The organism is Streptomyces fractus, from assembly GCF_049844455.1.
Taxonomy (GTDB): domain Bacteria; phylum Actinomycetota; class Actinomycetes; order Streptomycetales; family Streptomycetaceae; genus Streptomyces; species Streptomyces fractus.
In genome coordinates this window covers 1,853,041-1,876,428 of the sequence record NZ_JBMYHI010000002.1, presented here as the reverse complement: position 1 = coordinate 1,876,428, position 23,388 = coordinate 1,853,041, and the positions used below count along the sequence as shown (strand labels likewise).

Annotated in this window: 20 protein-coding genes; 13 read left to right on the top strand and 7 right to left on the bottom strand. The window is 70.8% G+C overall.

All coding sequences use genetic code 11. The annotated features are described in order from the left end of the window. Positions 1–216 precede the first annotated feature (216 nt). Both ACP4E5_RS10495 and ACP4E5_RS10490 read left to right on the top strand, forming a co-directional pair. Positions 217–1,008 (top strand): VOC family protein, encoded by a 792-nt coding sequence (locus ACP4E5_RS10495; RefSeq protein WP_425827267.1) that lies wholly within the window; start codon positions 217–219, stop codon positions 1,006–1,008. 94 nt (positions 1,009–1,102) lie between these two features. Further along, positions 1,103–1,357 carry a WhiB family transcriptional regulator gene (locus ACP4E5_RS10490; protein ID WP_425827265.1) on the top strand — a complete coding sequence of 85 codons (255 nt, stop codon included), beginning with the start codon at positions 1,103–1,105 and terminating at the stop codon, positions 1,355–1,357. A gap of 3 nt (positions 1,358–1,360) precedes the next feature. Here ACP4E5_RS10490 and ACP4E5_RS10485 read toward each other — a convergent pair whose 3' ends face one another. The 5 genes from ACP4E5_RS10485 to ssgD all read right to left on the bottom strand — a co-directional run bounded on the left by ACP4E5_RS10485 (position 1,361) and on the right by ssgD (position 7,947). Next, positions 1,361–2,338 (bottom strand): acyl-ACP desaturase, encoded by a 978-nt coding sequence (locus tag ACP4E5_RS10485; RefSeq protein WP_425827263.1) that lies wholly within the window; start codon positions 2,336–2,338, stop codon positions 1,361–1,363. Positions 2,339–2,432: 94 nt separating this feature from the next. Next, positions 2,433–3,209: a dimethylargininase gene (gene ddaH / locus ACP4E5_RS10480; RefSeq protein WP_425827261.1), complete on the bottom strand. Its 777-nt coding sequence runs from the start codon at positions 3,207–3,209 to the stop codon at positions 2,433–2,435. A gap of 78 nt (positions 3,210–3,287) precedes the next feature. After that, positions 3,288–5,630, bottom strand: a complete 2,343-nt coding sequence (locus ACP4E5_RS10475; protein WP_425827259.1) for an ATP-binding cassette domain-containing protein — start codon at positions 5,628–5,630, stop codon at positions 3,288–3,290. A 60-nt stretch (positions 5,631–5,690) separates the two neighbouring features. Continuing rightward, complete coding sequence (locus ACP4E5_RS10470) at positions 5,691–7,340, bottom strand: ABC-F family ATP-binding cassette domain-containing protein (RefSeq protein ID WP_425827257.1); 1,650 nt, start codon at positions 7,338–7,340, stop codon at positions 5,691–5,693. 247 nt (positions 7,341–7,587) lie between these two features. Continuing rightward, a complete protein-coding gene (gene ssgD / locus ACP4E5_RS10465; RefSeq protein WP_425841196.1) occupies positions 7,588–7,947 on the bottom strand; it encodes a spore wall synthesis regulator SsgD in 360 nt (119 codons plus the stop codon). 347 nt (positions 7,948–8,294) lie between these two features. Here ssgD and ACP4E5_RS10460 point away from each other — a divergent pair, with 347 nt between their 5' ends. From ACP4E5_RS10460 to mgtA, 7 genes are all read left to right on the top strand, one after another. Beyond that, positions 8,295–9,350, top strand: coding sequence for an ABC transporter ATP-binding protein (locus ACP4E5_RS10460; protein ID WP_425827255.1), 1,056 nt, complete (start codon positions 8,295–8,297; stop codon positions 9,348–9,350). Positions 9,351–9,378: 28 nt separating this feature from the next. Beyond that, positions 9,379–10,596, top strand: coding sequence for an ABC transporter substrate-binding protein (locus ACP4E5_RS10455; protein ID WP_425827253.1), 1,218 nt, complete (start codon positions 9,379–9,381; stop codon positions 10,594–10,596). A gap of 1 nt (position 10,597) precedes the next feature. After that, positions 10,598–11,473 (top strand): ABC transporter permease, encoded by an 876-nt coding sequence (locus ACP4E5_RS10450; protein WP_425827251.1) that lies wholly within the window; start codon positions 10,598–10,600, stop codon positions 11,471–11,473. A gap of 12 nt (positions 11,474–11,485) precedes the next feature. Next, a complete protein-coding gene (locus tag ACP4E5_RS10445; protein WP_425827249.1) occupies positions 11,486–12,301 on the top strand; it encodes an ABC transporter permease in 816 nt (271 codons plus the stop codon). Between the two features lie 77 nt (positions 12,302–12,378). Next, the gene (locus ACP4E5_RS10440) at positions 12,379–12,915 is read left to right on the top strand and encodes an MSMEG_1061 family FMN-dependent PPOX-type flavoprotein (RefSeq protein WP_425827247.1); all 537 of its coding nucleotides are present in this window, start codon (positions 12,379–12,381) and stop codon (positions 12,913–12,915) included. 61 nt (positions 12,916–12,976) lie between these two features. Beyond that, positions 12,977–13,339 carry an ArsR/SmtB family transcription factor gene (locus ACP4E5_RS10435; protein ID WP_425827245.1) on the top strand — a complete coding sequence of 121 codons (363 nt, stop codon included), beginning with the start codon at positions 12,977–12,979 and terminating at the stop codon, positions 13,337–13,339. Positions 13,340–13,349: 10 nt separating this feature from the next. Continuing rightward, positions 13,350–15,917, top strand: a complete 2,568-nt coding sequence (gene mgtA / locus ACP4E5_RS10430; RefSeq protein WP_425827243.1) for a magnesium-translocating P-type ATPase — start codon at positions 13,350–13,352, stop codon at positions 15,915–15,917. Positions 15,918–15,985: 68 nt separating this feature from the next. On the opposite strand, the gene ACP4E5_RS10425 is transcribed toward mgtA, so the two are convergent. Then, positions 15,986–17,017: an AraC family transcriptional regulator gene (locus ACP4E5_RS10425; RefSeq protein ID WP_425827241.1), complete on the bottom strand. Its 1,032-nt coding sequence runs from the start codon at positions 17,015–17,017 to the stop codon at positions 15,986–15,988. A 100-nt stretch (positions 17,018–17,117) separates the two neighbouring features. Between ACP4E5_RS10425 and ACP4E5_RS10420 the strand changes: the two genes are divergently transcribed. The 4 genes from ACP4E5_RS10420 (at position 17,118) to ACP4E5_RS10405 (ending at position 20,971) form a co-directional block, all read left to right on the top strand. After that, the gene (locus ACP4E5_RS10420; RefSeq protein ID WP_425827239.1) at positions 17,118–17,834 is read left to right on the top strand and encodes an SDR family NAD(P)-dependent oxidoreductase; all 717 of its coding nucleotides are present in this window, start codon (positions 17,118–17,120) and stop codon (positions 17,832–17,834) included. Positions 17,835–17,871: 37 nt separating this feature from the next. Further along, positions 17,872–18,960: a zinc-binding dehydrogenase gene (locus ACP4E5_RS10415; RefSeq protein WP_425827237.1), complete on the top strand. Its 1,089-nt coding sequence runs from the start codon at positions 17,872–17,874 to the stop codon at positions 18,958–18,960. Between the two features lie 65 nt (positions 18,961–19,025). Then, complete coding sequence (locus ACP4E5_RS10410) at positions 19,026–19,571, top strand: 2,4'-dihydroxyacetophenone dioxygenase family protein (protein ID WP_425827235.1); 546 nt, start codon at positions 19,026–19,028, stop codon at positions 19,569–19,571. A gap of 8 nt (positions 19,572–19,579) precedes the next feature. Beyond that, positions 19,580–20,971 carry a DUF1214 domain-containing protein gene (locus ACP4E5_RS10405; RefSeq protein WP_425827233.1) on the top strand — a complete coding sequence of 464 codons (1,392 nt, stop codon included), beginning with the start codon at positions 19,580–19,582 and terminating at the stop codon, positions 20,969–20,971. Positions 20,972–21,041: 70 nt separating this feature from the next. Here the strand turns inward: ACP4E5_RS10405 and ACP4E5_RS10400 are convergent, their stop codons facing one another. Further along, on the bottom strand, positions 21,042–23,375 hold the full coding sequence (locus tag ACP4E5_RS10400) for an arylsulfatase (protein WP_425827231.1): 2,334 nt from the start codon (positions 23,373–23,375) through the stop codon (positions 21,042–21,044). Positions 23,376–23,388 lie beyond the last annotated feature (13 nt).

Here is a 23,388-nt window from a genome sequence, read left to right as displayed (position 1 = left end):
TGGGGGAGCCCTACTGTGGCGAGAGGGGGAGGAGGCGTCAATACTTCGCGCATGGAGCGCTCCCACCATTTGTTTTCGTTCAATTGTTGAAGGTGGAGCGTTCGGTTCCTTTGGTCTGAACCAGCGCAGGTCAGCGTGGTGCGAGGGCGGTTGTCAGTGCCCGGTGCAAGACTCGGCAGTCCGGAAAAGAAACCCTCGACGAGGAGGGCAAGACCCATGATCACTACGGATTTCGTGGACGGCGCGCCGAACTGGCTGGACCTCGCTACGCCCGACATGGACGGCGCGATCTCGTTCTACGGCGGCCTCTTCGGCTGGACCTTCCAGTCGGCCGGCCCCGAAGCCGGCGGGTACGGAATGTTCCAGCTCGAAGGCAGGACGGTGGGCGGCGCGATGACCGTCACCGCCGAGCAGGGCGAGCCGGGCTGGACCGTGTACTTCCAGAGCGCGGACGCGGACGCCACGGCGAAGGCGGTCGAGCAGGCGGGCGGCAGCGCCGCGCTCCAGCCGATGGACGTGTTCGACCTGGGCCGGATGGCCGTCTTCGCCGACCCCGCGGGCGCCCACTTCGGCATCTGGCAGCCGGGGAAGAACAAGGGCCTCGAGTACATCAAGGACGACGGCTCGCTGAACTGGGTGGAGCTGTACGTCCCGGATGTCGCCGCCGCGAAGCGGTTCTACGGCTCGGTGTTCAGCTGGGGCACGTTCGACGTCGAGTTCCCCGGCGGGAGCTACACGACGATCAACCCTCCGGGCACGGACGAGAACGCGATGTTCGGCGGCGTGGTCCCGCTGGCCGCCGACCCGGTGGAGGCAGGGGCGGGCGCGCACTGGACGCCGTACTTCCACGTCCCGGACGTGGACGCGACGGCGGACCGCACCCAGGAGCTGGGCGGCACGGTGCGCTCCGAGCCGGTCAGCGTCCCCGGCGTCGGGCGGATCGCGAAGCTGGCTGATCCGTACGGTGCGGGGTTCGCGGTGCTCCGTGGGGACCCCGAGCAGCAGTGACCGTTCGGGCATCCGCGGCGTCCGTGGTGCCCGACTGCCGCCCGTTGATGGCACGTTGATCAAACGTTTTTCGGCGGGCGGCACACTGGCCACCATGTACGCGAACACGACCCTCACGCCTGCCGGCCCCACCTGGCAGGACCAGGCCCTGTGCGCCCAGACCGGTGCCGAGTTCTTCTTCCCCGAGCCGGGCAGCTCCGTCCGCGAGGCCAAGACGATCTGCGGCCTGTGCCCGATCCGGCAGAGCTGCCTCGAGTACGCCCTCACCCACGACGAGCGGTTCGGGGTGTGGGGCGGACTCTCGGAGAAGGAGCGGCAGCGGCTCCGGCGGACCCAGGGCCTGTCCTGACGGTCAGGCGCCGGCTGCCCGCGCCGCCATCCGGGCCTTGCGGGCCGCGAGCTTCTCGTCGAACTTCGAGGCCTCGGTGTCCAGGCCGTTCATGAACAGGCCCAGTTCCTCCTGCGCCTTGATGCCCTCGGGGCCGAGGCCGTCGATCTCCATGACCTTCAGGAAGCGGAGCACGGGGGAGAGCACGTCGTCGTGGTGGATGCGCATGTTGTAGACCTCGCCGATCGCCATCTGCGCGGCGGCCCGCTCGAAGCCGGGGATGCCGTGTCCCGGCATCCGGAAGTTCACGACGACGTCGCGCACGGCCTGCATGGTGAGGTCGGGGGCGAGTTCGAACGCGGCCTTGAGGAGGTTGCGGTAGAAGACCATGTGCAGGTTCTCGTCCGTGGCGATCCGGGCGAGCATGCGGTCGCAGACCGGGTCGCCGGACTGGTGCCCGGTGTTGCGGTGCGAGACGCGAGTGGCCAGCTCCTGGAAGGAGACGTACGCGACCGAGTGCAGCATCGAGTGCCCGTTGTCCGACTGGTAGCCCTCGCTCATGTGCGACATGCGGAAGGATTCCAGCTGGTCGGGGTCGACGGCGCGCGAGGCGAGCAGGTAGTCGCGCATCACGATGCCGTGCCGCCCCTCCTCCGCCGTCCAGCGGTGCACCCACGTGCCCCACGCGCCGTCGCGACCGAACAGCGAGGCGATCTCGTGGTGGTAGCTGGGGAGGTTGTCCTCGGTCAGCAGGTTGACGATGAGAGCGGTACGGCCGACCTCGGTGACCTTGGACTGTTCCTTGGACCAGGCCTCGCCGTCCTCGAAGAACTCGGGGAAGTTGCGGGCGTCGGACCACGGCACGTAGTCGTGCGGCATCCAGTCCTTGGCGACCTTGAGGTGCCGGTTGAGCTCCTGCTCGACGACTTCTTCCAGCGCGTGCAGCAGGCGGGCGTCGGTCCATGTGGTCGACGAGCCGAGGCGGGGGGAGATGACGGTCACGGGGGCTCCTGGGGGACGGAGGTACAGCGAGCGGAGATACCTACGGTGTCGTAGGTTACGTTGCCGTAGGTTAAGCGCCCCATAAAGATCGTGGTTACGCGTGGAGCTCCCGCAGGCGAACTGAGAGGCAGGTCACACAGCCCTCCAGCTTCTCGAACTCGGAAATGTCGACCAGAACCGGCTCGTATCCGAGATCGGCGAGCAGCTCCGCCGACTTCGGCGCGCTCTCCGCCATGAGCAGCCTGTCCTCGCCGAGCAGCACCACATGCGCCCCCGATTCCTCCGGCACCGGCAGGAAGCGCGGGAACAGCGAGGCGTGCTCGACCAGCGGCGGATACCCGATGACCGTGCCGTCGGGCAGCGCGGTCACCGCCGACTTCAGGTGCAGCACCTTGGAGAGGGGGACGGCTACCACGCGCGCGCCGAGCGGCTCGAAGACGGCACGCAATTGCGCCACCCCCGCCGCGTTGGTGCGCCCGCCACGTCCTACGTAGATCGTGTCACCGATCTTCAGTACGTCGCCGCCGTCCAGGGTGCCGGGCTCCCATACCCAGTTGACGGAGCAGCCGAGCCGCGCCACGGCCTCCTCGACGCCCGATGTCTCCGGTCGCCGCGACTCGGCGCCGGACCGGGTGATCAGGGCCACGTTCCGGAAGACCACGACCGCGTCCTCCACGAACACGGCGTCCGGGCACAGGTCGACCGGCTCCACGAGGAACGTCTCCCAGCCGTGCGCCTCCAGCGCGTCCACGTACCCCTTCCACTGCTCCTGCGCCTTCGCGGTGTCGACCGGGGCCCGCTCGATGTGGGTGACGAGGCCGTCCGCGATGCGCGGTCCCGGGCGGCGGACGAGGGCCTTCTTGCTGGGCACGGTGGACTCCATGGCGAAAAACGGGGGGTGACGGTGCGCACATCATGCACAAGGTGACACCTGTCACGGAATCCCCTGTCACGCGGCCGTCACTTCCCCCTCACCGGGCCCGTCCGCGCCCGCGACGGCCCGCCGCAGGTGCTCGGCGGTGAACGAGCCCTCCGCGTCGAGCAGTTGGGCCGGTGTGCCCTCGAAAAGCACCTCGCCGCCGTGCCGGCCGCCCTCGGGCCCCAGATCGATGATCCAGTCCGCCCGCCGGATCACATCGAGGTTGTGCTCGACGACGAGGACGGTGTTGCCCGTGTCGACGAGCCGGTCGAGCAGCGCCACGAGCCCGTCGACGTCCGACATGTGCAGCCCGGTGGTCGGCTCGTCCAGGACGTACGTCGCCGCGGTGCGGTGCAGCTGCGTGGCCAGCTTGATGCGCTGGCGCTCGCCGCCGGACAGCGTGCTCAGCGGCTGGCCGAGCGTGAGATAGGTGAGACCGACGTCGCGCAGGGCGCGCAGCCGGCGGCGTACGCCCTTGTCGTCGAGGTCGGCGAAGTAGTCGAGGGCCTGCGCGGCCGTCATGTCGAGCACGTCCGCGACGCTGCGGCCGCGCACGGTGAGCGCGAGCACCTCGTCCTTGAAGCGCCGCCCGCCGCAGGCCTCGCACACCGTGGTCACCGGGTCCATGAACGCCAGATCGCTGAAGATCACGCCGCGTCCCTCGCCGCGCTCGCAGGCGCCGCCCGAGTTGAAGCTGAACAGGCCCGGCTCCGTGCCCGTCTCGCGCGCGAACACCTTCCGCACGGTGTCCATGATCCCGAGATACGTCGCCGGGGTGGAGCGCCCGGAGATCCCGATCGACGACTGGTCGACGACCACGGCCTCCGGGTGCGCGGCGCGGAACGCCCCCGACACCAGGGAGCTCTTGCCGGACCCGGCGACCCCGGTGACGGCGGTCAGCACCCCGGTCGGCACGCGCACGGTGACGTCCTTGAGGTTGTGGACCCGGGCGCCCTCGATCGATACGTGGCCGGTCGCCGCGCGCGGCTGCTCCTTCACCCCGCCCGCGCGGCGCAGACATCGGCCCGTGAGCGTGTCCGCGCGCCGCAGCGCGCCCGGCGTGCCCTCGAACACCACGCGCCCGCCGTCGGCGCCGCCCGCCGGGCCCATGTCGACGACGTGGTCGGCGACGGCGATGACATCGGGGTCGTGCTCGACGACGAGGACGGTGTTCCCCTTGTCGCGCAGGCGCAGCAACAGCTCGCCCAGCCGTCCCACGTCGCGCGGGTGCAGGCCCACGCTCGGCTCGTCGAAGATGTACGTCATCCCCGTCAGGCTGGAGCCCAGGTGCCGCACGGTCTTCAGCCGCTGACCCTCGCCGCCGGACAGCGTCGACGTCTCCCGGTCGAGGCTGAGATATCCGAGGCCGATCGCCTCGATGCGCTCCAGGGCGGTGACGGCGGCCTCGGCGATCGGCCCGGCCACGGCGCCCCTGATGCGGCGCAGCACCGGGATCAGCTCGCCGACCTCCATGCGCGTGCACTCGGCGATGCTCAGGCCCTCGACGCGGGTGGCGAGCGCGGCAGCGTTCAGGCGCGCCCCGTCGCACGCCGGGCAGGTCCCCTCGGTCAGGTACCGGTTCACCAGGTCCTGGGTGCGCCGGCTCAGCGTCGACAGATCCCGGTTGAGATACAGCCGCTCGAAGCGGTCCGCGAGCCCCTCGAAGTCGATGTCGCGGCGGCCGCCGGTGTTGGCGACGTTCACCGACGTACCGCGCCCGCGCATCAGGAACTCCCGCTCGGCGGCGCTGAACTCGCCCACGGGCTTCGTCGTGTCGAGGTCGGTGGTGTTGGTGTACGTCTGCCCCTGCCAGGTCCCGGCGGCGAACGGCGGGAAGAGCACCGCGCCGTCCGCGAGGGACTTCGACGGGTCGAGGATGCGCCCGTAGTCGGGGCGCACGGTGCGCCCGAGCCCGTCGCACTCCGGGCACATCCCGCTCGGGTCGTTGAACGAGTACGCGGTCGCGCCGCCCGCGCTCGGCGTCCCGTACCGCGAGAACAGCACGCGGATCACCGAGTACACGTCGGTCATGGTGCCGACCGTGGACCGGGAGTGCCCGCCGATCGGCTTCTGGTCGACGACGATCGCGGGCGTGAGCTCCTCCAGGGCGTCCGCGTGCGGCTTCTCGTGCTTGGGCAGCCGGTTGCGGACGAACCAGGTGTACGTCTCGTTGAGCTGGCGCTGCGACTCCACGGCGATGGTGTCGAAGACGACGGACGACTTGCCCGACCCCGACACCCCGGTGAAGACGGTGAGCCGCTCCTTGGGGATGCGCAGGGAGACGCCTTGGAGATTGTTCTCGCGGGCGCCGACGATGCGGATGTGGTCATGACCGGGGCCGCTGCCGGTTCCGGTGGCTTTGGTGCGCTGCATGTCAGCGACGCTAGGCGGGATACCCGACACCTTTTGTCAGGTATCCCGCCGGTTTCTGGGCTAGGCGGCCCGCACCTCCTCCAGCGTCGTGTCCCGCAGCGTCCCGTCCATCAGCAGCCACCGCGTCACGCCGATCGACTCCAGGAACGGCAGGTCGTGACTGGCCACGACGAGCGCGCCCTCGTACGACTCCAGGGCCGAGGTGAGTCGGCGCACGCTCGCGATGTCCAGGTTGTTCGTCGGCTCGTCCAGCATCAGCAGCTGCGGCGCGGGCTCGGCGAGCATCAGCGCGGCGAGCGCCGCGCGGAAGCGTTCGCCGCCTGACAGGGTCGCCGCCGGCTGGTCGGCCCTCGCCCCCTTGAACAGGAAGCGGGCGAGCCGGGCCCGCACCCGGTTGTTGGTGGCGTGCGGCGCGAACCGTGCCACGTTCTCGGCGACGGTCAGCTCCTCGTCGAGCACGTCGAGACGCTGCGGCAGGAAGCGCAGCGGCACGTGCGCCGTGGTCTCGCCCGCCACCGGGTCGAGCTCGCCCGCGATGGTGCGCAGGAGCGTCGTCTTGCCCGCGCCGTTGCGCCCGACGAGCGCGATGCGTTCGGGCCCGCGCAGCTCCCACTCGCCGTCCACCCGTGCCCCGTAGGCCAGTTGGAGTTCGCGCAGGGTGAGCACGGAGCGGCCCGGCGGCACGGCCGTGTACGGCAGGTCGACGCGGATCTCGTCGTCGTCGCGCACCGCCTCCACCGCCTCGTCGAGCCGCTCCTTCGCCTCGGCGAGCTTCTCCTCGTGCAGGATGCGGTGCTTGCCGGCGGAGACCTCGGCCGACCGTTTGCGCAGCTTCATCACCGCCCTCGGCTCGCGCTTGATGTCGTACATCTTCTGGCCGTACCGCTTGCGCCGGGCCAACTTCACGTGGGCCTCGGTCAGTTCGTGCTTCTGCTTCTTCAGGTCGGACTCTGCGACCCGCACCATCCGCTCCGCCGCCTCCTGCTCGGCGGCGACCGCCTCCTCGTACGCGGAGAAGTTCCCGCCGTACCAGGCGACCTCCCCGTCGCGCAGATCGGCGATCTGGTCGACGCGGTCGAGGAGTTCACGGTCGTGGCTGACCACGATCATGACCCCGGACCAGGCCTCCACCGCCGCGTACAGGCGCTGCCTGGCGCGCAGGTCGAGGTTGTTGGTTGGCTCGTCGAGCAGCAGCACGTCGGGGTGGCGCAGCAGGAGCGCGGCGAGCCGCAGCAGCACGGACTCGCCGCCGGAGACCTCGCCGATCGTGCGGTCCAGGTCGATGTGGCCGAGCCCGAGTTCGCCGAGCATGGCCTGCGCCCGCTCCTCGACGTCCCAGTCGTCGCCGACCGCGGTGAAGTGCTCCTCCCGCACGTCGCCGGACTCGATGGCGTGCAGGGCGGCGCGGGTGCCGGCGATGCCGAGCGCCTGGTCGACGCGGAGTGCCGTGTCAAGGGTGACGTTCTGTGGCAGGTGGCCGATCTCGCCGGACACCCGCACGGTGCCGTCGGTGGGCGTGAGTTCACCGGCGATCAGCTTCAACAGGGTTGATTTTCCTGACCCGTTGAGGCCGATGAGTCCGGTGCGGCCGGGGCCGAAGGAGACCTGGAGGCCGTCGAAGACGCCGGTGCCGTCGGGCCAGGCGAAGCCGAGGGCGGTGCAGGCGACGGAGGCGGGGGCGGCGTGCGAAAAACTCTGGGGATGTGACATGAGGTGGCCTCGCGGTTGCTCGGTGCGAACGGTGGGATGCAACGCGTTCGAGACACCGCGGGGGCACGGAAGGCCAGCTGCGGGGGGACGGCTCGGGGATACCGAGGTCGCGCACACGGCGGCACGGACACGCGAGGGCGTGTCATGCGCGGTGTCTCAGGACCTCAGTCGAGCAACGTCCTTCTCCTATCGACGGCAACAGAACCGTCAACCAAGGTAGAAGCACCTGCCGGGGCCGTCAAAGGATTTAACAGGCGTCGCGCAGCAGCTCCTCGAGATCGGCGTCCACGTCCACGTGCGTCGCCTCCTGGCCGACCGGCACCAGGTCCGTCGTCTCCGCCAGGAAGCGGCGCAGCTCGCCGGTGCGGATGTGGACGACAGCCGTGCCCTCCGACGCGTGGAACTCCAGGACCGTGCGGTCGTACCCGTACGGCTTCACCCGCACGTCACCCGCGCCCGCCGGGCAGCTCACCCCGCTGGCGAGCAGCTCACGGGCGAAGGTCCAGCTCACGGCGACGCCCTCGAGAGTGGCCGGGGCCGGGAAGGACATGCGCACGGCGAACGGGTCGCGCACGTCGTAACGCAGAGTCGCCGGAATGTGCGCCATGCGCGGCGCGGCGGCGACGAGACGGGCCTCGACGGCTTGCTCGATGACGGACAACGCCTGCTCCCTTGTGACGGCTGGACGGTGGGACCACTGCACGGCCTCATATGAATAGACGGCGGAATGAGGGAATCCGTGCGCCTGAAGTCGGTCGAAATTCGAGTGACCTCTGTCACCGGTTTCAACCGCGGTACGGATGTGACCGTCGGCACCCTCTGAGCAGCGGGGGAGGGGTGCGGTCGGGGTGTCATCGGCTTCTATGCGTCAATTCCCGCATAAATGCGATCAGTGGACCCCGCATCCCCCTCGACCCCTTGTGGCCGCCGTTGAAGTGTGCATGATCTACGGCTATGGCTATCGCCGAGGAGAGCGCAGCGGTCGGGCTGCGGGGGCTGCGCAAATCGTTCGGCGGGGTGCGCGCCGTCGACGGGATCGAGCTCGACGTCGCCGCGGGCGAGTTCTTCTCGCTGCTCGGGCCCTCCGGATCCGGCAAGACGACCGTATTGCGGCTCGTCGCCGGTTTCGAGACCCCCTCGGACGGCACGGTCCACCTCGCCGGCGAGGACGTGACCCGGCGCGCGCCCTTCGAACGCGACGTCACCACCGTCTTCCAGGACTACGCCCTGTTCCCGCACATGAACGTCGAGCAGAACGTCGGCTACGGGCTCAAGGTGCGCGACGTCCCGCGCCGGGAGCGGGCCGAGCGGGTCCGCGCCGCCCTCGCGTCCGTGCGGCTCGAGGACTTCGGCGGGCGCCGACCGGGTCAGCTCTCCGGCGGCCAGCGCCAACGCGTCGCGCTGGCAAGGGCGTTGGTGGTGCGCCCCCGCGTCCTGCTGCTCGACGAACCCCTCGGCGCCCTCGACCTGAAACTGCGCGAACAGATGCAGGTCGAGCTGAAGGAACTGCAGCGCGAGGTCGGCATCACCTTCGTCCTCGTCACCCACGACCAGGCCGAGGCCCTCGCCCTCAGCGACCGCGTCGCCGTCATGAACGCGGGACGCATCGAACAGGTCGGCACACCAAGGGAGTTGTACGAGAAGCCGGCCTCCGCCTTCGTCGCGTCCTTCGTCGGCACCTGCAACACGCTCACCGGAGCCGCCGCCGAACTGCTCGTGGGGAAACCAGGGACGTTCGGCGTCAGACCCGAGAAGATCCGGGTCCTCGACCCCGCGGCGGAGCACGATCGCGACGACCACAGCGAGGTGCGCGGCACCGTGGCCGATGCCGTGTACCTGGGGGACAGCACCCGCGTCCTCGTCGACACCGACGCGGGTGTGCGCTTCGTCGTCGTACGCCAGAACACCGGCCCCGGTGACGGCACGGCGGACGCGCCCGCGCCGCCCGGCGCCCGCGTCCTGCTGCGCTGGCACCGGCAGCACAACGTCCCCCTGCACCAGCCAAGTTGAGTCACCCCGACAGACAGGGAGTGTTCACGTGCGCGCAACCCGGACCCTGATGGCCGCCACCGCGCTCGGCGGGCTGCTGCTCGCCACCGCCTGCGGCTCCTCCGACGACGACGGCGGTGGCGGCGCGAAGGGCGCGCCCGGCGGACAGGGCTTCACCCCGCCGAAGATGTCCGCCCCCAAGTCCCTCGGCAAGACCGAGGGAAAGCTCAACCTGATCGCCTGGGCCGGCTACGCCGAGGACGGCTCCAACGATCCGAAGGTCGACTGGGTGCACCCCTTCGAGAAGCGGACCGGCTGCCAGGTCTCCACCAAGGTCGCCGGGACGTCCGACGAGATGGTCAACCTGATGAAGACGGGCCAGTACGACGCCGTCTCCGCGTCCGGCGACGCCTCGCTGCGCCTGATCGCGTCAGGCGACGCGGCGCCCGTCAACACCAAGCTCGTCCCCAACTACAAGGACGTCTTCCCGGGGTTGAAGATGCAGCCCTGGAACTCCGTGAAGAACGTCGCGTACGGCATCCCGCACGGCCGCGGCGCCAACCTCCTCATGTACCGCACCGACAAGGTGAAGCCCGCGCCCGACTCCTGGAAGGCCGTCTTCGGCGACGCCGGGCGGCACAAGGGCCATGTCACCGCCTACGACTCGCCGATCTACATCGCCGACGCCGCGCTGTACCTGATGAAGACCGAGCCGGACCTCGGCATCAAGGACCCGTACGCGCTCGACCAGAAGCAGTTCGACGCGGCGGTGAACCTGCTGAAGAAGCAGAACGCCGACGTCGGCGAGTACTGGAGCGACTACCTCAAGGAGGTCTCCGCGTTCAAGAGCGGTGACTCCGTCGTCGGCACCAGTTGGCAGGTCATCCTGAACACTGCGCAGGGCGAAAAGGCCCCCGTGAAGGCGGTTCTCCCCAAGGAGGGCTCCACCGGATGGTCCGACACCTGGATGGTGTCGGCGAAGGCCGAGCACCCCAACTGCGCCTACAAATGGCTCGATTGGATCGTCTCGCCGAAGGTGAACGCCCAGGTGGCCGAGTACTTCGGCGAGGCCCCCGCCAACGCCAAGGCCTGCGAGGAGACCAGCGACCCCAAGCACTGCGCGACGTACCACGCCGACGACGCCGCGTACTGGAAGCAGGTGCACTTCTGGACAACGCCCATCCCGCAGTGCCTCGACGGCCGCACCGACACCAAGTGCGTGCCGTACGCGAAGTGGGTGCAGGCGTGGACCGAGATCAAGGGGTGACGTGGCGCTGACGAACGGATCGCTGAAGCGGGCCGCCGGGGTACTGCACCGCAGCCCCCGGCTGCGCCTGTCCCTGCTGCTCGCCGCGCCCCTGACCTGGCTGGTCGTCGCCTACCTCGGCTCGCTCGCGGTCCTGTTCCTGTCCGCGCTGTGGACCACGGACCCGTTCACGTCGGACATCGTGCGGACGTGGACGCCGGACAACTTCAAGGCGCTGTTCACGACCGCCGTGTACCGCCAAGTCGCCCTGCGCAGCGTTGCGGTCGCCCTCGGTGTGACGGCGCTGTGCGTGGTCATCGCGTTCCCCATCGCCTTCTTCACGGCGCGCGTCGCGAAGCCGCGATGGCGCCCGCTCCTGGTCGTCGCGATCCTCACGCCCCTGTGGGCGAGCTATCTCGTCAAGGCCTACGCGTGGCGCGTCATGTTCGCCCAAGGTGGCCTGCTGGACTGGCTGTTGAAGCCCTTCGGCCTCGACGCCCCCGGCTACGGGCTCGTCGCGACGGTCCTCGTCCTGACCTATCTCTGGCTGCCGTACATGATCCTGCCGATCCACGCCGGCCTCGAACGCGTCCCCGACAGCATGCTCGACGCGTCCGCCGACCTCGGCGCCCGCGCCTGGCGCACCTACCGCACGGTGCTGTTCCCACTCGTCCTGCCGTCGGTCGCGGCCGGCTCCGTCTTCACGTTCTCGCTCAGCCTCGGCGACTACATCGCGGTGCAGATCGTGGGCGGCAAGACGCAGTTGATCGGCAACCTCGTCTACGCGAACATCACGCTCGACCTGCCGCTGGCGGCGGCGCTCGGCACCGTGCCGGTCGTCGTCATCGTCCTCTACCTGCTGGCGGTGCGCCGCACGGGCGCGCTCGCCGGCCTGTGAAGGGAGTCAGTGATGCACCTGTCCCGCCCCGCACGCATCGCGCTCCGCGTCGGCGCCGCCCTCGGCTTCGCGATCATCTACGTCCCGCTCCTCCTGGTCGTCGTCAACTCCCTCAACCCCGACCGGAGTTCGGGCTGGCCCCCGCCCGGCCTCACCTTCGACTGGTGGCGCGACGCCTGGCACAGCGCGGGTGCGCGGGACGCGCTGTGGACGTCGGTGAAGGCCGGAGTCGGCGCCACGGCGATCGCTCTCGTCCTCGGCACGCTCGTCGCGTTCGCGGTGTCCCGCTACCGGTTCTGCGGCCGCGAGGCGATCTCCTTCGCGGTGGTCCTGCCGATCGCGCTGCCCGGCATCGTCACCGGCGTCGCCCTCAACACGGCCTTCCGCACGATCCTCGAACCGCTCGGCGTCGGCCTCGGCCTGTTCACGGTGATCGTCGGCCACGCCACGTTCTGCGTCGTGGTCGTCTTCAACAATGTGGCGGCCCGCCTGCGCCGCCTGGCCGGCTCGTACGAGGAGGCGGCGATGGACCTCGGCGCCGACACCTTCCGCACGTTCCGCGACATCACGTTCCCGCTGATGCGCTCGGCGCTCGCGGCGGGCGGCCTCCTCGCGTTCGCGCTGTCCTTCGACGAGATCGTGGTGACGACCTTCACGGCGGGCGCGGGCGTCCAGACCCTTCCCATCTGGATCTTCTCCAACATGGCCAGGCCCCAGCAGGCGCCCGTGGTCAACGTGGTAGCCGTCGTCCTCGTCCTGCTCTCCGTGATCCCCGTGTACGTGGCGCAGCGGCTGTCGTCGGACACGGCGGCGGGCAGCCGGGTGTGACCGAGGGCTTGTAAGGTGACCCTAACTTAACGTCGTATAAGGTGCGGGAATCAACCACCCCGGACCCAGGAGTCGGCTTGTCGCACGTCACGGACGCGTACGAGTACCAGGAGTTGCGCTCTCCGGAGCAGCTGCGCGAGATCCTCGGCGAGCCGTGGCCCGTCGTGATCGAGAAGGTGCACGCGGAACTCACCGGGAAGGACCGGGAGCTGCTGGCCCGCTCGCCGTTCTGTCTGGTCTCCACGTCCGACGCGGACGGCAACTGCGACACGTCGCCGCGCGGCGACGGCCCCGGCTTCGCGCACGTCGTCGACGAGCGGACGATCGCGCTGCCGGACCGCCCGGGCAACCGCCGGGGCGACAGCTTCCACAACATCCTTGAGAACCCGCACGCCGGCCTGCTCTTCCTGATACCCGGCTCCAAGGACGTCCTGCGCGTCAACGGCAGGGCCCGCATCCTCACCGCCGCCCCCTTCTTCGCGGACATGGCGGTCAAGGGCGAGCCCCCGAGCCTGGCCCTCCTCCTGCACATCGACGAGATCTACCTCCATTGCCCCCAGTCCCTGCGCCGCGCGGGCCTGTGGCGGCCGGAGACGTGGGAGGGCGCGTCCTGAGCCCGCCTAGACTTGACCCCGTACGAAGAGTGGGAGTGCGGCGCGGGACGGGAGAAGGTCAGTGGTGGCAGGGGCTGGGCGGTTCGAGGATCCGTCGGCTGATGTGCTCGCCGAAGCGGCCGAGGCGTTCGCTCTGCTCGCGTCGCCGGTGCGGCTGCACATGGTGTGGGCCCTCGCCCAGGGCGAGAGCGACGTGAGCGGGCTCGCCGAGCGGGTGGGCGGCGCGCTGCCTGCCGTCAGCCAGCACCTGACCAAGCTGAAGCTCGCCGGTCTCGTCCGGTCCCGGCGCGAGGGCCGGCGGCAGGTCTACTACGTCGACGATCCGGAGGTCGTGAGCGTGGTCCACCTCATGATCGGCCAGCTCGCCGAGCGCGCCGGGCAGGCGGAGGCGCCGGTGCGCCGCCTGCGTGGCGCCGGGGCCTGAAGGCCGGCCCGTGGCCGTTTCCGACCAGGCCGAGCGGCCTCAGACGCACACCGCCCTCGCTGCCGCCCCCGGTGGCCCGACCGCCCTTCAGACACTGCGCGCCCTCGACACCGGCCCGCGCGGACTGACCACCGACGAGGCGGAACGGCGCCTGGCCCGGCACGGCGGCAACACCCTGCCCACCGCTCGGCAGCCGTCCTGGCCGCTGCGGATGTGGCGCAGCCTGCGCGACCCCTTCACCACGGTCCTGTTCTGCCTCGGACTGGTCTCCGCGCTCGTCGCCTCCTGGGGCACGGCCTGCGTCATCCTCGCCCTGGTGATCGTCAGCAGCGTGCTGCGCACGCACGGCGAGTACCGGGCCGACCGGGCGGGCGCCGGGCTGCGCGAACTGGTCGCGGGCACCGCGAGCGTGCAGCGCAGGGAGGAACCCGGCGACGAACCACGCGTGCGCGAGATACCGGTCGACGACCTCGTGCCCGGGGATGTGGTGCGCCTCGCGCCCGGCGGCCTCGTGCCCGCCGACGTACGCCTGCTGAAGGCGCGCGGCCTCACCGTGCACCAGGCCGCCCTGACCGGCGAGTCCGCGCCCGTGCCGAAGGAGCCGGCCGACCTGCCGGACGGGGACGGCGAGGGGCACCTGGTGTTCCAGGGCAGCAGCGTCGCGTCCGGCAGCGGCACCGCGGTCGTCGTCGCGACCGGCGCCGACACCCGGTTCGCCGCCGTGCACGGCACCCGCCGCGACCGCCCCGCGAGCGCGTTCGACCGCAGCGTGCACGGCATCTCGTGGGTGCTGATCCGCTTCATGCTGCTGACCCCGCCGCTGGTCCTCATGGCGAACGCGGCGGTGCGCGGCCGGGGCCTCGAGACCCTGCCGTTCGCGGTGGCCGTGGCGGTCGGCCTGACCCCCGAGATGCTGCCGGTCATCGTCACCATCTGCCTGGCCCGCGGCGCCGCCCTCCTCGCCCGCTCGCACGGCGTCATCGTGCGCCGCCTGCCCGCCCTGCACGACCTCGGCGCCGTCGACGTGCTGTGCGTCGACAAGACCGGCACCCTCACCCGCGACGACCCGGCCGTCGACCCCGAGCGCACCGATCCCGAGGCCCTGCACTGGGCGGGCGCATCGGCCTGGTGGACCCTCCAGACCGCCGAACTCACCGACCCCGACCCGCTCGACGAGGCGCTGCTCGCGGCCACGGGCCCCGAGGACTGGGAGGCGTACGACGGGATCGACGCGCTGCCCTTCGACCCGGTACGCCGCCTGGCCACCGCCGTCGTCAAGGAACCCGGCACCCTGGGCGTGCACGTCCTCGCCGTGAAGGGCGCCGTGGCGGAGGTCCTGGAGCGCTGCGCGCTCGACGAGGACGAGCGGGCCGCGGCGCACAGGCGCGCGGACGAACTCGCGGCCGGTGGTGTCCGCCTGCTCGCCGTGGCCACCGCGCGGCGCACGGCCCGCACCCGCGGCTACACCCCGGCCGACGAACGCGGCCTGACCCTCCGCGGCTTCGTCGCCTTCCACGACGCCCCGGCCGACACCGCGCACGACGCCGTACGCGCCCTCGGCGAGCGCGGCGTCACCGTCAAGGTGCTCACCGGCGACCACCCGGCCACCGCCACCCGCGTCTGCCGCGACGTGGGCATCGAGCCCGGCGACGTCGTCCTCGGCGCCGACATCGAGCACCTCGACGACGCGCGGCTCGGGGAGCTCGCCGCCCGCACCACCGTCTTCGCCCGCTGCACCCCCGACCACAAGGCCCGCGTCATCACAGCCCTGCGCGGCCGCGGCCACACCGCCGGATTCCTCGGCGACGGCGTCAACGACCTGCCCGCCCTGCGCGCCGCCGACGTCGGCGTCTGCCCCGCCGGCGGCGTCGACGTGGCCCGCGAGAGCGCGCACGTGGTGCTCGCCGACAAGGACCTCACCGCGCTCGAACACGCCGTCGTGGCGGGCCGGCACTCCAGCGCCAACATCGCCTCGTACCTGCGGATCACGCTCTCCTCCAACCTCGGCAACGTGATCGCGATGCTCGCGGCGGGCCTGCTGCTGCCTTTCCTGCCGATGCTGCCGCCGCAGGTCCTCGTCCAGAACCTGTGCTTCGACGCGGCCCAGCTCGCCCTCGCCTTCGACCGGCCGCGACCGGCCGCGCTGCGCCGCCCCACCGTGCTGCGGCCCCGGCCCTTCCTGCGTTTCATCACCGGATTCGGCGTGCTTGGCGCGCTCGCCGACATCGCGACCTTCGGCGCGCTCGCCCTGTGCCTGCCCGGCGCGCTCGACCTCGGTGACCAACAGGGCTTCCACGCCGGGTGGTTCACGGAGAACCTGCTCACCCAGGCCCTCGTGATGCTCCTGCTGCGCACGGGCCGCCAGACCGCCGAGGGCCGCACGCCGGGCCCCGTGCGCTGGGCGGCGACGGGGCTCGCGGCCGTCGGCATCCTGCTGCCGCTGACCCCGCTCGGCCCGTGGCTCGGCGTCTCGGGCCTGCCACCGCTCTACTACCCGCTGCTCGCGGCGATCCTCGTGGCGTACGGGCTCGCGCTCGCTCTGCTGCGCCGGCGAGGGCTACGGGACGTTCACTCGTAGGACAGGTGGGAGCTTCGGCTCCGAGAAGCTGCCGGACACCGCACGCTCCATGGGCAATTCCGTCTGGTCTAACGCGGCTGCCCCGTCTGCCCCTTGGCGGTCGCCCGCTGCGCCTGGGGTGAGCAGCCGAACCAGCGGCGGCAGGAGCGGCTGAAGCTGCTCTGCTCGCTGTACCCGAGCACGTCGGCGAGCTGCGCGAGCGGCATCGCCGTCGTGCGCAGATACCGGTCGGCCAGTTCGTGGCGCACGTCGTCGACGATCTCCTGGAACGTCGTCCCGTGCGCCGCCAACTGCCGTTGCAGCGTGCGCGGATGGAGGGCGAAGCTGTCCGCCACGTCCTCCAGGCTGAACCGCCGAGTGGGCAGCGCGCGCTTGACCGTGCTGCGCACCTCGGCGGGCAGCCCGCTGCCGACGGCGCCGCCGACCACCCCGCTCAGATACTCCAGGGCGAGCCTGCGCACGGCCGGATCGCTGCCCTCGACGGGCCGGCTCAGGACGTCCGCCGAGAAGCGGAATCCCCAGTGGTTCTGCTCCACCGCCACCGGGCAGCCGAACCAGTCCTCGTACGTGCTCATGGGGGCCGCGGGCCGGTGCAGGAAGGAGACGGCGGACGGGGTGAACTCCTGCCCGATCAGCATCCGGTAGATCTGGAGGCTGGTGCCCAGGGACAGTTCGCCGATCTGGGCCGTGTCGATCAGCGTGCGCTGCACGCGCGGGCGGATGCGGAAGTGGTACTCGGCCTCCGCGCCCGCCGTCTCCACGATGATCTCGATCGCCGGGCTGTACTGGTACAGGAACCGGGCGATGCCGTCGAGTGCGTCACCCACCGAGGTGGCGTGCCGCGCGATCACGCCGACCGGGCCGAGGATGTCCAGGCCCTGGTGCGCGGAGAGCCGCAGCCCGAAGTCGGGGCAGTCGTGCCGCCGGGCCGCGAGGTCGAGGGCCGTGACGATCGCCCGGTACGGGACGTACTCGTCCGGGTCGCCGACCGCCTCGGGGTGGATGCCGGCCTGCCGCAGCAGCGGTTCGGCCTGCCCGCCGAGCGAACTCACCAGCGTGGGAAAGCCGGTGAGGGAACTGGAACGGATCAGCGAGCTCATGTCGCCAAGTGTCAAATTCTTGTCGCCCCACGTCAAGACTTGGCGGGCGCGGGATCGCAAGCTGGAGCACATCACCGTTCCGGAGCAAGGGAGCCCTCGGATGCCCGTCGACTTCGACGTGTCAGGCAAACATGTCCTCATCACAGGTGGCCGCGGCGGGATCGGCGGCGCGATCGCGGCGGCCTTCGTCGACGCCGGCGCGCACGTCATCGCCACCGATGTGTCCCCGGTACCGGCCGACCCCCGCAAGGGCATCGACGACCGTGTGCTCGACGTGCGGGACGCGGACGCCGTACGCGCCCTCGCCGAGGACCTGGACCGGCTCGACGTGCTGGTGCAGTGCGCGGGCCGGGCCGCGCCCATGGAGGAGTACGAGCTCGCCACCTTCGAGGAGATCGTCGGCATCCACCTCACCGGCTCGTTCTCGATGGCCACCGCGCTGAAGCCGCTGCTCGCCGCGTCCGGCGGCAGCATCGTCAACGTCGGCTCCATGTACAGCTACTTCGGCTCCCCGCTGGTGCCCGCCTACGGCGCCGCCAAGGCCGCGATCGTGCAGCTCACCAAGACCCTCGCCCTCACCTGGGCGGGCGACGGCGTCCGGGTCAACGGCATCGCGCCCGGCTGGATCCGCACCGCGCTGACCGCGCCGCTCGCGGACCTGCCCGGAGCGACCGAGGCGATCGTCGGCCGCATCCCGAGCGGGGAACTCAGCGAGCCGGAGGAGCTGGCAGGGACCGCCGTGTTCCTGGCCTCCCCGGCCGCCCGACTGATCAACGGCGTGACCATCCCGGTGGACGGCGGCTACAGCGCCAGTTGACCAACCCCCTGTTCCATCAGCACCGTGAGGAACCCCTATGACGATGCAAGCAGTGGTCCTGGAGAACGGCGCTCTTGACGTCGCCGACATCCCGATGCCCGAACCCGGACCCGGCGAGGTCCTGGTCAAGACGCTGGCCAACGGCATCTGCGGCTCGGACCTGCACTGCGTGACGCACAGCCACGCACTCGCCGCCGGTGTGAAGGCGGTGACCGGGGGCGACCTGCTCGACCCCGACAAGCCGGTCGTGCTCGGCCACGAGTTCTGCGCCGAGGTCGTCCGCCACGGACCGCAGACGCAGGGCACGTTCGCGCCCGGCGCCCGCGTCGTGTCGCCGCCCATGCTGATACGTCCGGCGCCGGTGAACCTCGGCTTCGGCGGAGTCGACGCGCCGGGCGGCTTCGCCGAGTACATGGTGCTGTCCGAGGCGCTGCTGATGCCGGTGCCCGAGCACCTGTCCAGCGAAGTCGCCTCGCTCACCGAGCCGTTGGCGGTCGCGCTGCACGCCGTCAACCGCGGCGCGCTCGGCGCGGACGACGTCCCCGTCGTCGTCGGCTGTGGCCCCATCGGCCTCGCCGTGATCGCCGTACTGAAGATGCGCGGCGTCGGCCCGATCATCGCCGCCGACTTCTCGCCCGCGCGCCGCGCGCTCGCCGCCGAGCTGGGCGCCGACATCGTGGTCGACCCGCGCGAGAACTCGCCGTACGACTCCTGGCACGAGGTCGCTGCCGTCGACGACCCGGGCCGCTACGGCCGCCAGACCGCGCTGTTCCCCGAACTCCCGTACCGACCCTCGGTGGTGTTCGAGTGCGTCGGCGTACCGGGCGTGATCCACCAGATCCTCGCCGGGGCCCCGGCCTGCTCGCGGGTGGTCGTCGCCGGTCTGTGCATGGCCGAGGACACGTTCCTGCCCACCTTCGGCGTGCTCAAGGAGATCGACCTGGTCTTCTCCCTCTACTACACCGTCGAGGAGTTCGCCCAGACCCTCGGACACCTCGCGGCGGGCGAGCTGCGCGCCGAGCCGCTCATCACGAGCCGGGTCGGCCTGGAGGGCGTCGCGGACGCCTGCCGGGGGCTCGCCGACCCCGAGAAGGACGCCAAGATCCTCATCGTGCCCGGACTCTGACGACCAGTCAGGTTACGCACATCCAGGTCACGTACATCCCACCGAACAACCAAGGAGACAAGAAGATGGCCGACCAGACTTCCGCCGCCAAGCTTCCCGTCATGTCGCTCCCGCAGGGCGAACTGCTCACGCTGAACGTCAACGACATCCCCGTCATCAAGGACTCCCTCGGCCCGGGCATCCACTACCAGCCGCTCTTCCTCGACCCCGAGGTCGGCGTCTGGGTCGTGCTCGCCCACTTCGCGCCCGGCGCGGAGCTCCCGATCCACCTGCACACCGGCGCCGTGCACGCGTACACGCTGAAGGGCTCGTGGGCGTACCGCGAGTACCCGGACCAGCCGCAGACCGAGGGTTCGTACCTGTACGAGCCCGGCGCCTCGGTGCACAAGCTGTACGCGTCGGAGGAGAACACCGAGGACACCGTCGTCCTGTACGTGGTCTACGGCGCCAACATCAACTTCACCGACGACGGCCAGTTCCACTCGGTCCTCGACGCCGTCACCATCCAGGGCCTGACCCGGCAGCTCTCCGCGGCGCAGGGCCTGGACGTCAACTACCTGACGGGCGGCGCCGCCCGCTACGCCGCCGACAAGGGCGACAAGAAGGAGTGACCCGGTCCGTGAGCCACCAGAACCCGACGCCGGAAGCCGCGCACCAGGTGGGAGGAGTCCCACCGGGCACGGTGGTGACACCGGAGTTCGCGCGGCTGCTCGCGCGCGACGTGTACGTGTGGGGCTGGCCGATCGTCAACGCGTTCCACCGCCGCGCCTCCTTCGCCGCGGCCCCGGAACGCGGGCTCGTCGGCGGCGTCCTGCCGGCGGCCCCCACCGGCTACGTCACGATGCTGAGCGGGTACGTCGACCCGGCGCAACGGTGGGTGGCCCACCCCAACCAGGACGTCGTCTACGGCTTCGGCTACGGAGCGGTGGACGACGACCCGGTGGTGCTCCAGCTGCCGGACTTCGGCGACCGTTACTGGGTCTGCTCCCTGTACGACGCCCGCAGCGAGGAGTTCTCCCGGCTAGGCCGCCAGTACGGCACCGAGCCGGGCAACTACCTTGTCGTAGGCCCCCGTTGGGACGGGAAGGTGCCCGACGGCATCGCCGGCGTCCTGCGCGCGCCCACCGAACTGGTGGCCATGGGACCCCGGGTGTTCCTGGACGACACCGCCGAGGATCTGGAGGCCGTACAGCCGATCCTGAACCGGCTGGTCATCCACCCGCTCAGCACCCACACCGGCAGCCCCCAGACGGTGGACTGGCGCAACGTCCCGCACTTTCCCGGCGGGGGAACGGCGGCGGGCGAACACCAGTGGGTCGACCCCGGGACGTTCTTCGACGAGCTGCCCGGGATCCTCGACCTCGTCCCGCCGCTGCCGGGCGAGGAGTCCCGGTACGCCATGATGCGGGCGCTGCTCGCCGCGGCCTCCACGGACCCCGCCGTCGCGGCGGCGCTGACGGAGGCCGCAGTCGAGACCGAGGAGTCGGTGATCGCGCCGCTCTTCGACTTCCGTACCAACGGGACGCGACTGCCCGGAGGCTGGAACTCGCCGATGAACGTGGCGAGTTGGGGCTTCGACTATCTGACGCGCACCGCGACGGCGAAGTCCAACATGTACGTGAACCAGGCCGAGGAGACCCGCTACTTCTTCCTGGAGCACGACAGCCAGGATCGCCGCCTCGACGGCGACCGGCGCTACACGCTCACCTTCCCGCCCGGGCAGGTCCCGCCGGTGCACGGCTTCTGGTCGCTCACGCTCTACAACCCGGAGCACTTCTTCGCCCCGAACGGCCTCGGCCGCTACTCGATCGGGACGAAGAGCCGGGACCTGACGTACGAGGCCGACGGCTCCCTCACGCTGCACATCCAGCATGAGCCGCCTGCCGAGGGGCGCGAGGCGAACTGGCTGCCCGCTCCGCGCGGCGCCTTCGAGCTGACGGTCCGCGCCTACTGGCCGGGAGCCGAGATCGCCGAGGGGGACTGGACACCCCCGCCCGTGCACGAGGTGTGAGACCCGGACGAAGCCCCCGTACGCGCAAGTGGCGTACGGGGGCTTCGCGTTGAGTGCCGAACCGCCGGCTCTACTGGAGTGACGCCTTCGCCCGGGCCTCGCCCATCGGGTCCTCGTGCGCGTCCTCACCGGAGGACAGGACGACCTTGTGGATACGGCCGCCGGTGAACACACCACGCGTCGTCCCGTAGTCGTCGGTGACCGGGTTGCCGTTGTCCTCGCCGATGTCGAGGCCATCGGTCATGTGGTAGATGAACGGCACCGTGTGGTCGAGCCGCACGGACCCGGCCGGCTTGCCGTCGACGAACAGCTCGCCGAGACCGCCCTTGCCCACGCCGCCACCGTCGTACGTGAAGAGATACGTCAACTGGTGGGCACCGGGAGCCAGTTGCTCGGGCGCCGCGATCTCGTAGCGCTCGACGTCGACCCAGTTGTAGTGGAACACCGGGATGCCGGCACGCAGATACAGGGCCCAGCCCGCGAAACGGCTGCCCTGCGCGGCGACGACACCACGCGCGGGCGCGTCCGTGATGGTGATGTCCGCCGTGAGCGACCACGACCGGTTGCGCGTCGACGGCAGCACCGACTCGTGCAGCGCCCGCATACCGGGGTACAGGGCGACGGTGTCCGTGCTGCCGACGGCCGGGCGGCCCACCTCGTCGCCGTTGACCCGGACCGCCTTGCGGTCGTCGAGCGGGAAGACGTTGTACTTGGCGCCCTCGATGAGGAACAGCTCCTTGAGCCGCTCCAGCTTCTCGGGCATCTCGGCCGCGAGGTCGTGCGTCTGGGCGTGGTCGCCGGGCGCGTACAGCTCCCACACGTCCTCGCTGAACGGCCGCTGCTCGCCGTTGAGTTCCCACGGCACCGCGTGCTTCGTGCACGCGGACCAGCCCTCGTGGTAGATGCCGCGGTTGCCGAAGATCTCGAAGTACTGGGTGGTGTGCCGCTCGGCCGCGGCCCCGTCGTTCAGCGCGTACGCGAACGAGACACCCTCCATGGGCTTCTGCGCCACACCGTTGACCGACGTCGGCTCGGGGATGCCGGCCAGGTCGAGCAGCGTCGGCGCCACGTCGTTGACGTGCGTGAACTGCTCGCGGATGCCGCCGGGGGAGTCGATGCCCGCGGGCCAGTGCACGATGGTGCCGACCCGGGTGCCGCCCCAGTGCGAGGCCATCTGCTTCGTCCACTGGTACGGGGTGTTCATGGCGTGCGCCCAGCCCACCGGGTAGTGGTTGTAGAGCGTTGGACCGCCGAGCTCGTCGACGCGCTCCAGCATCGACTCGACCGTCGCGGGCACGATGTTGTACGTCGCGTACTCGTTGACGCAGCCGTCGGGACCGGCCTCGGCGCTCGCCCCGTTGTCACCCATGATGTACAGGATCAGCGTGTCGTCGAGGAGGCCCATCTCCTCCAGGGCGTCGACGACCCGGCCGACCTGCGCGTCGGTGTGCGTCGCCATCCCGGCGTACGCCTCCATCATGCGGGAGTACAGCCGCTTGGCGTCGTCGGACTGCTCGGCCCACGCCTCGATCTCCTCGGGGCGCGCGCTGAGATCGGCGTCCTCGGGGACGATGCCGAGCTCCTTCATCTTCGCCAGCGTCCGCTCGCGCTGCTCGTCCCAGCCGTGGTCGAACTGCCCGCGGTACGCGTCGACGTACTCCTGCGGCGCCTGGAGCGGCGAGTGGCAGGCGCCGAACGCGAGGTAGCCGAAGAACGGCTGGTCCGGGGTGACGGCCTGCTGCTCGCGGATGTCGGCGATGGTCCGGTCGGCGAGGTCCTCGCTGAGGTGGTAGCCCGGCTCGGTCGGCGTCGGGATCGGGGTGGTGCCCTCGTAGAGGTTCGGGTACCACTGGTCGGTCTCGGCGCCCATGAACCCGTAGAAGCGCTCGAAGCCCTCACCCGTCGGCCAGCGGTCGTACGGGCCCGAGCGGGAGGTCTCCCAGGTGGGCGTCTGGTGCCACTTGCCGAAGGCGAAGGTGTTGTAGCCGTTGCGGCGCAGGATCTCCGGGATCGGCGCGCACGAGTCGGGGCGCGCCGAGGTGTATCCGTCGTGGCTGGTGGCCAGTTCGGTGATGCCGGCGGCGCCGACGGTGTGGTGGTTGCGGCCGGTCAGGAGCGAGGCGCGGGTGGGAGAGCAGATCGCGGTGGTGTGGAAGCGGCTGAGGCGCAGTCCGCCCTCCGCGAGCCGCTCGGCGGTCGGCATGGAGCACGGGCCGCCGAAGGAGGACGAGGCGCCGAAGCCCATGTCGTCGACGAGGATCATCAGCACGTTCGGGGCGCCCTTGGGCGGGCGGAGCCGCTCAAGAGGCGCGGGCTGCTCGGCGTCGCGGACGTCCACCGGTGTGGCGTGGGAGCGCTTCGGCTGCTGGATCGGGAGGGTGGCGCGGTAGGCCGGATTCACCACGGAAGTGGTCCTT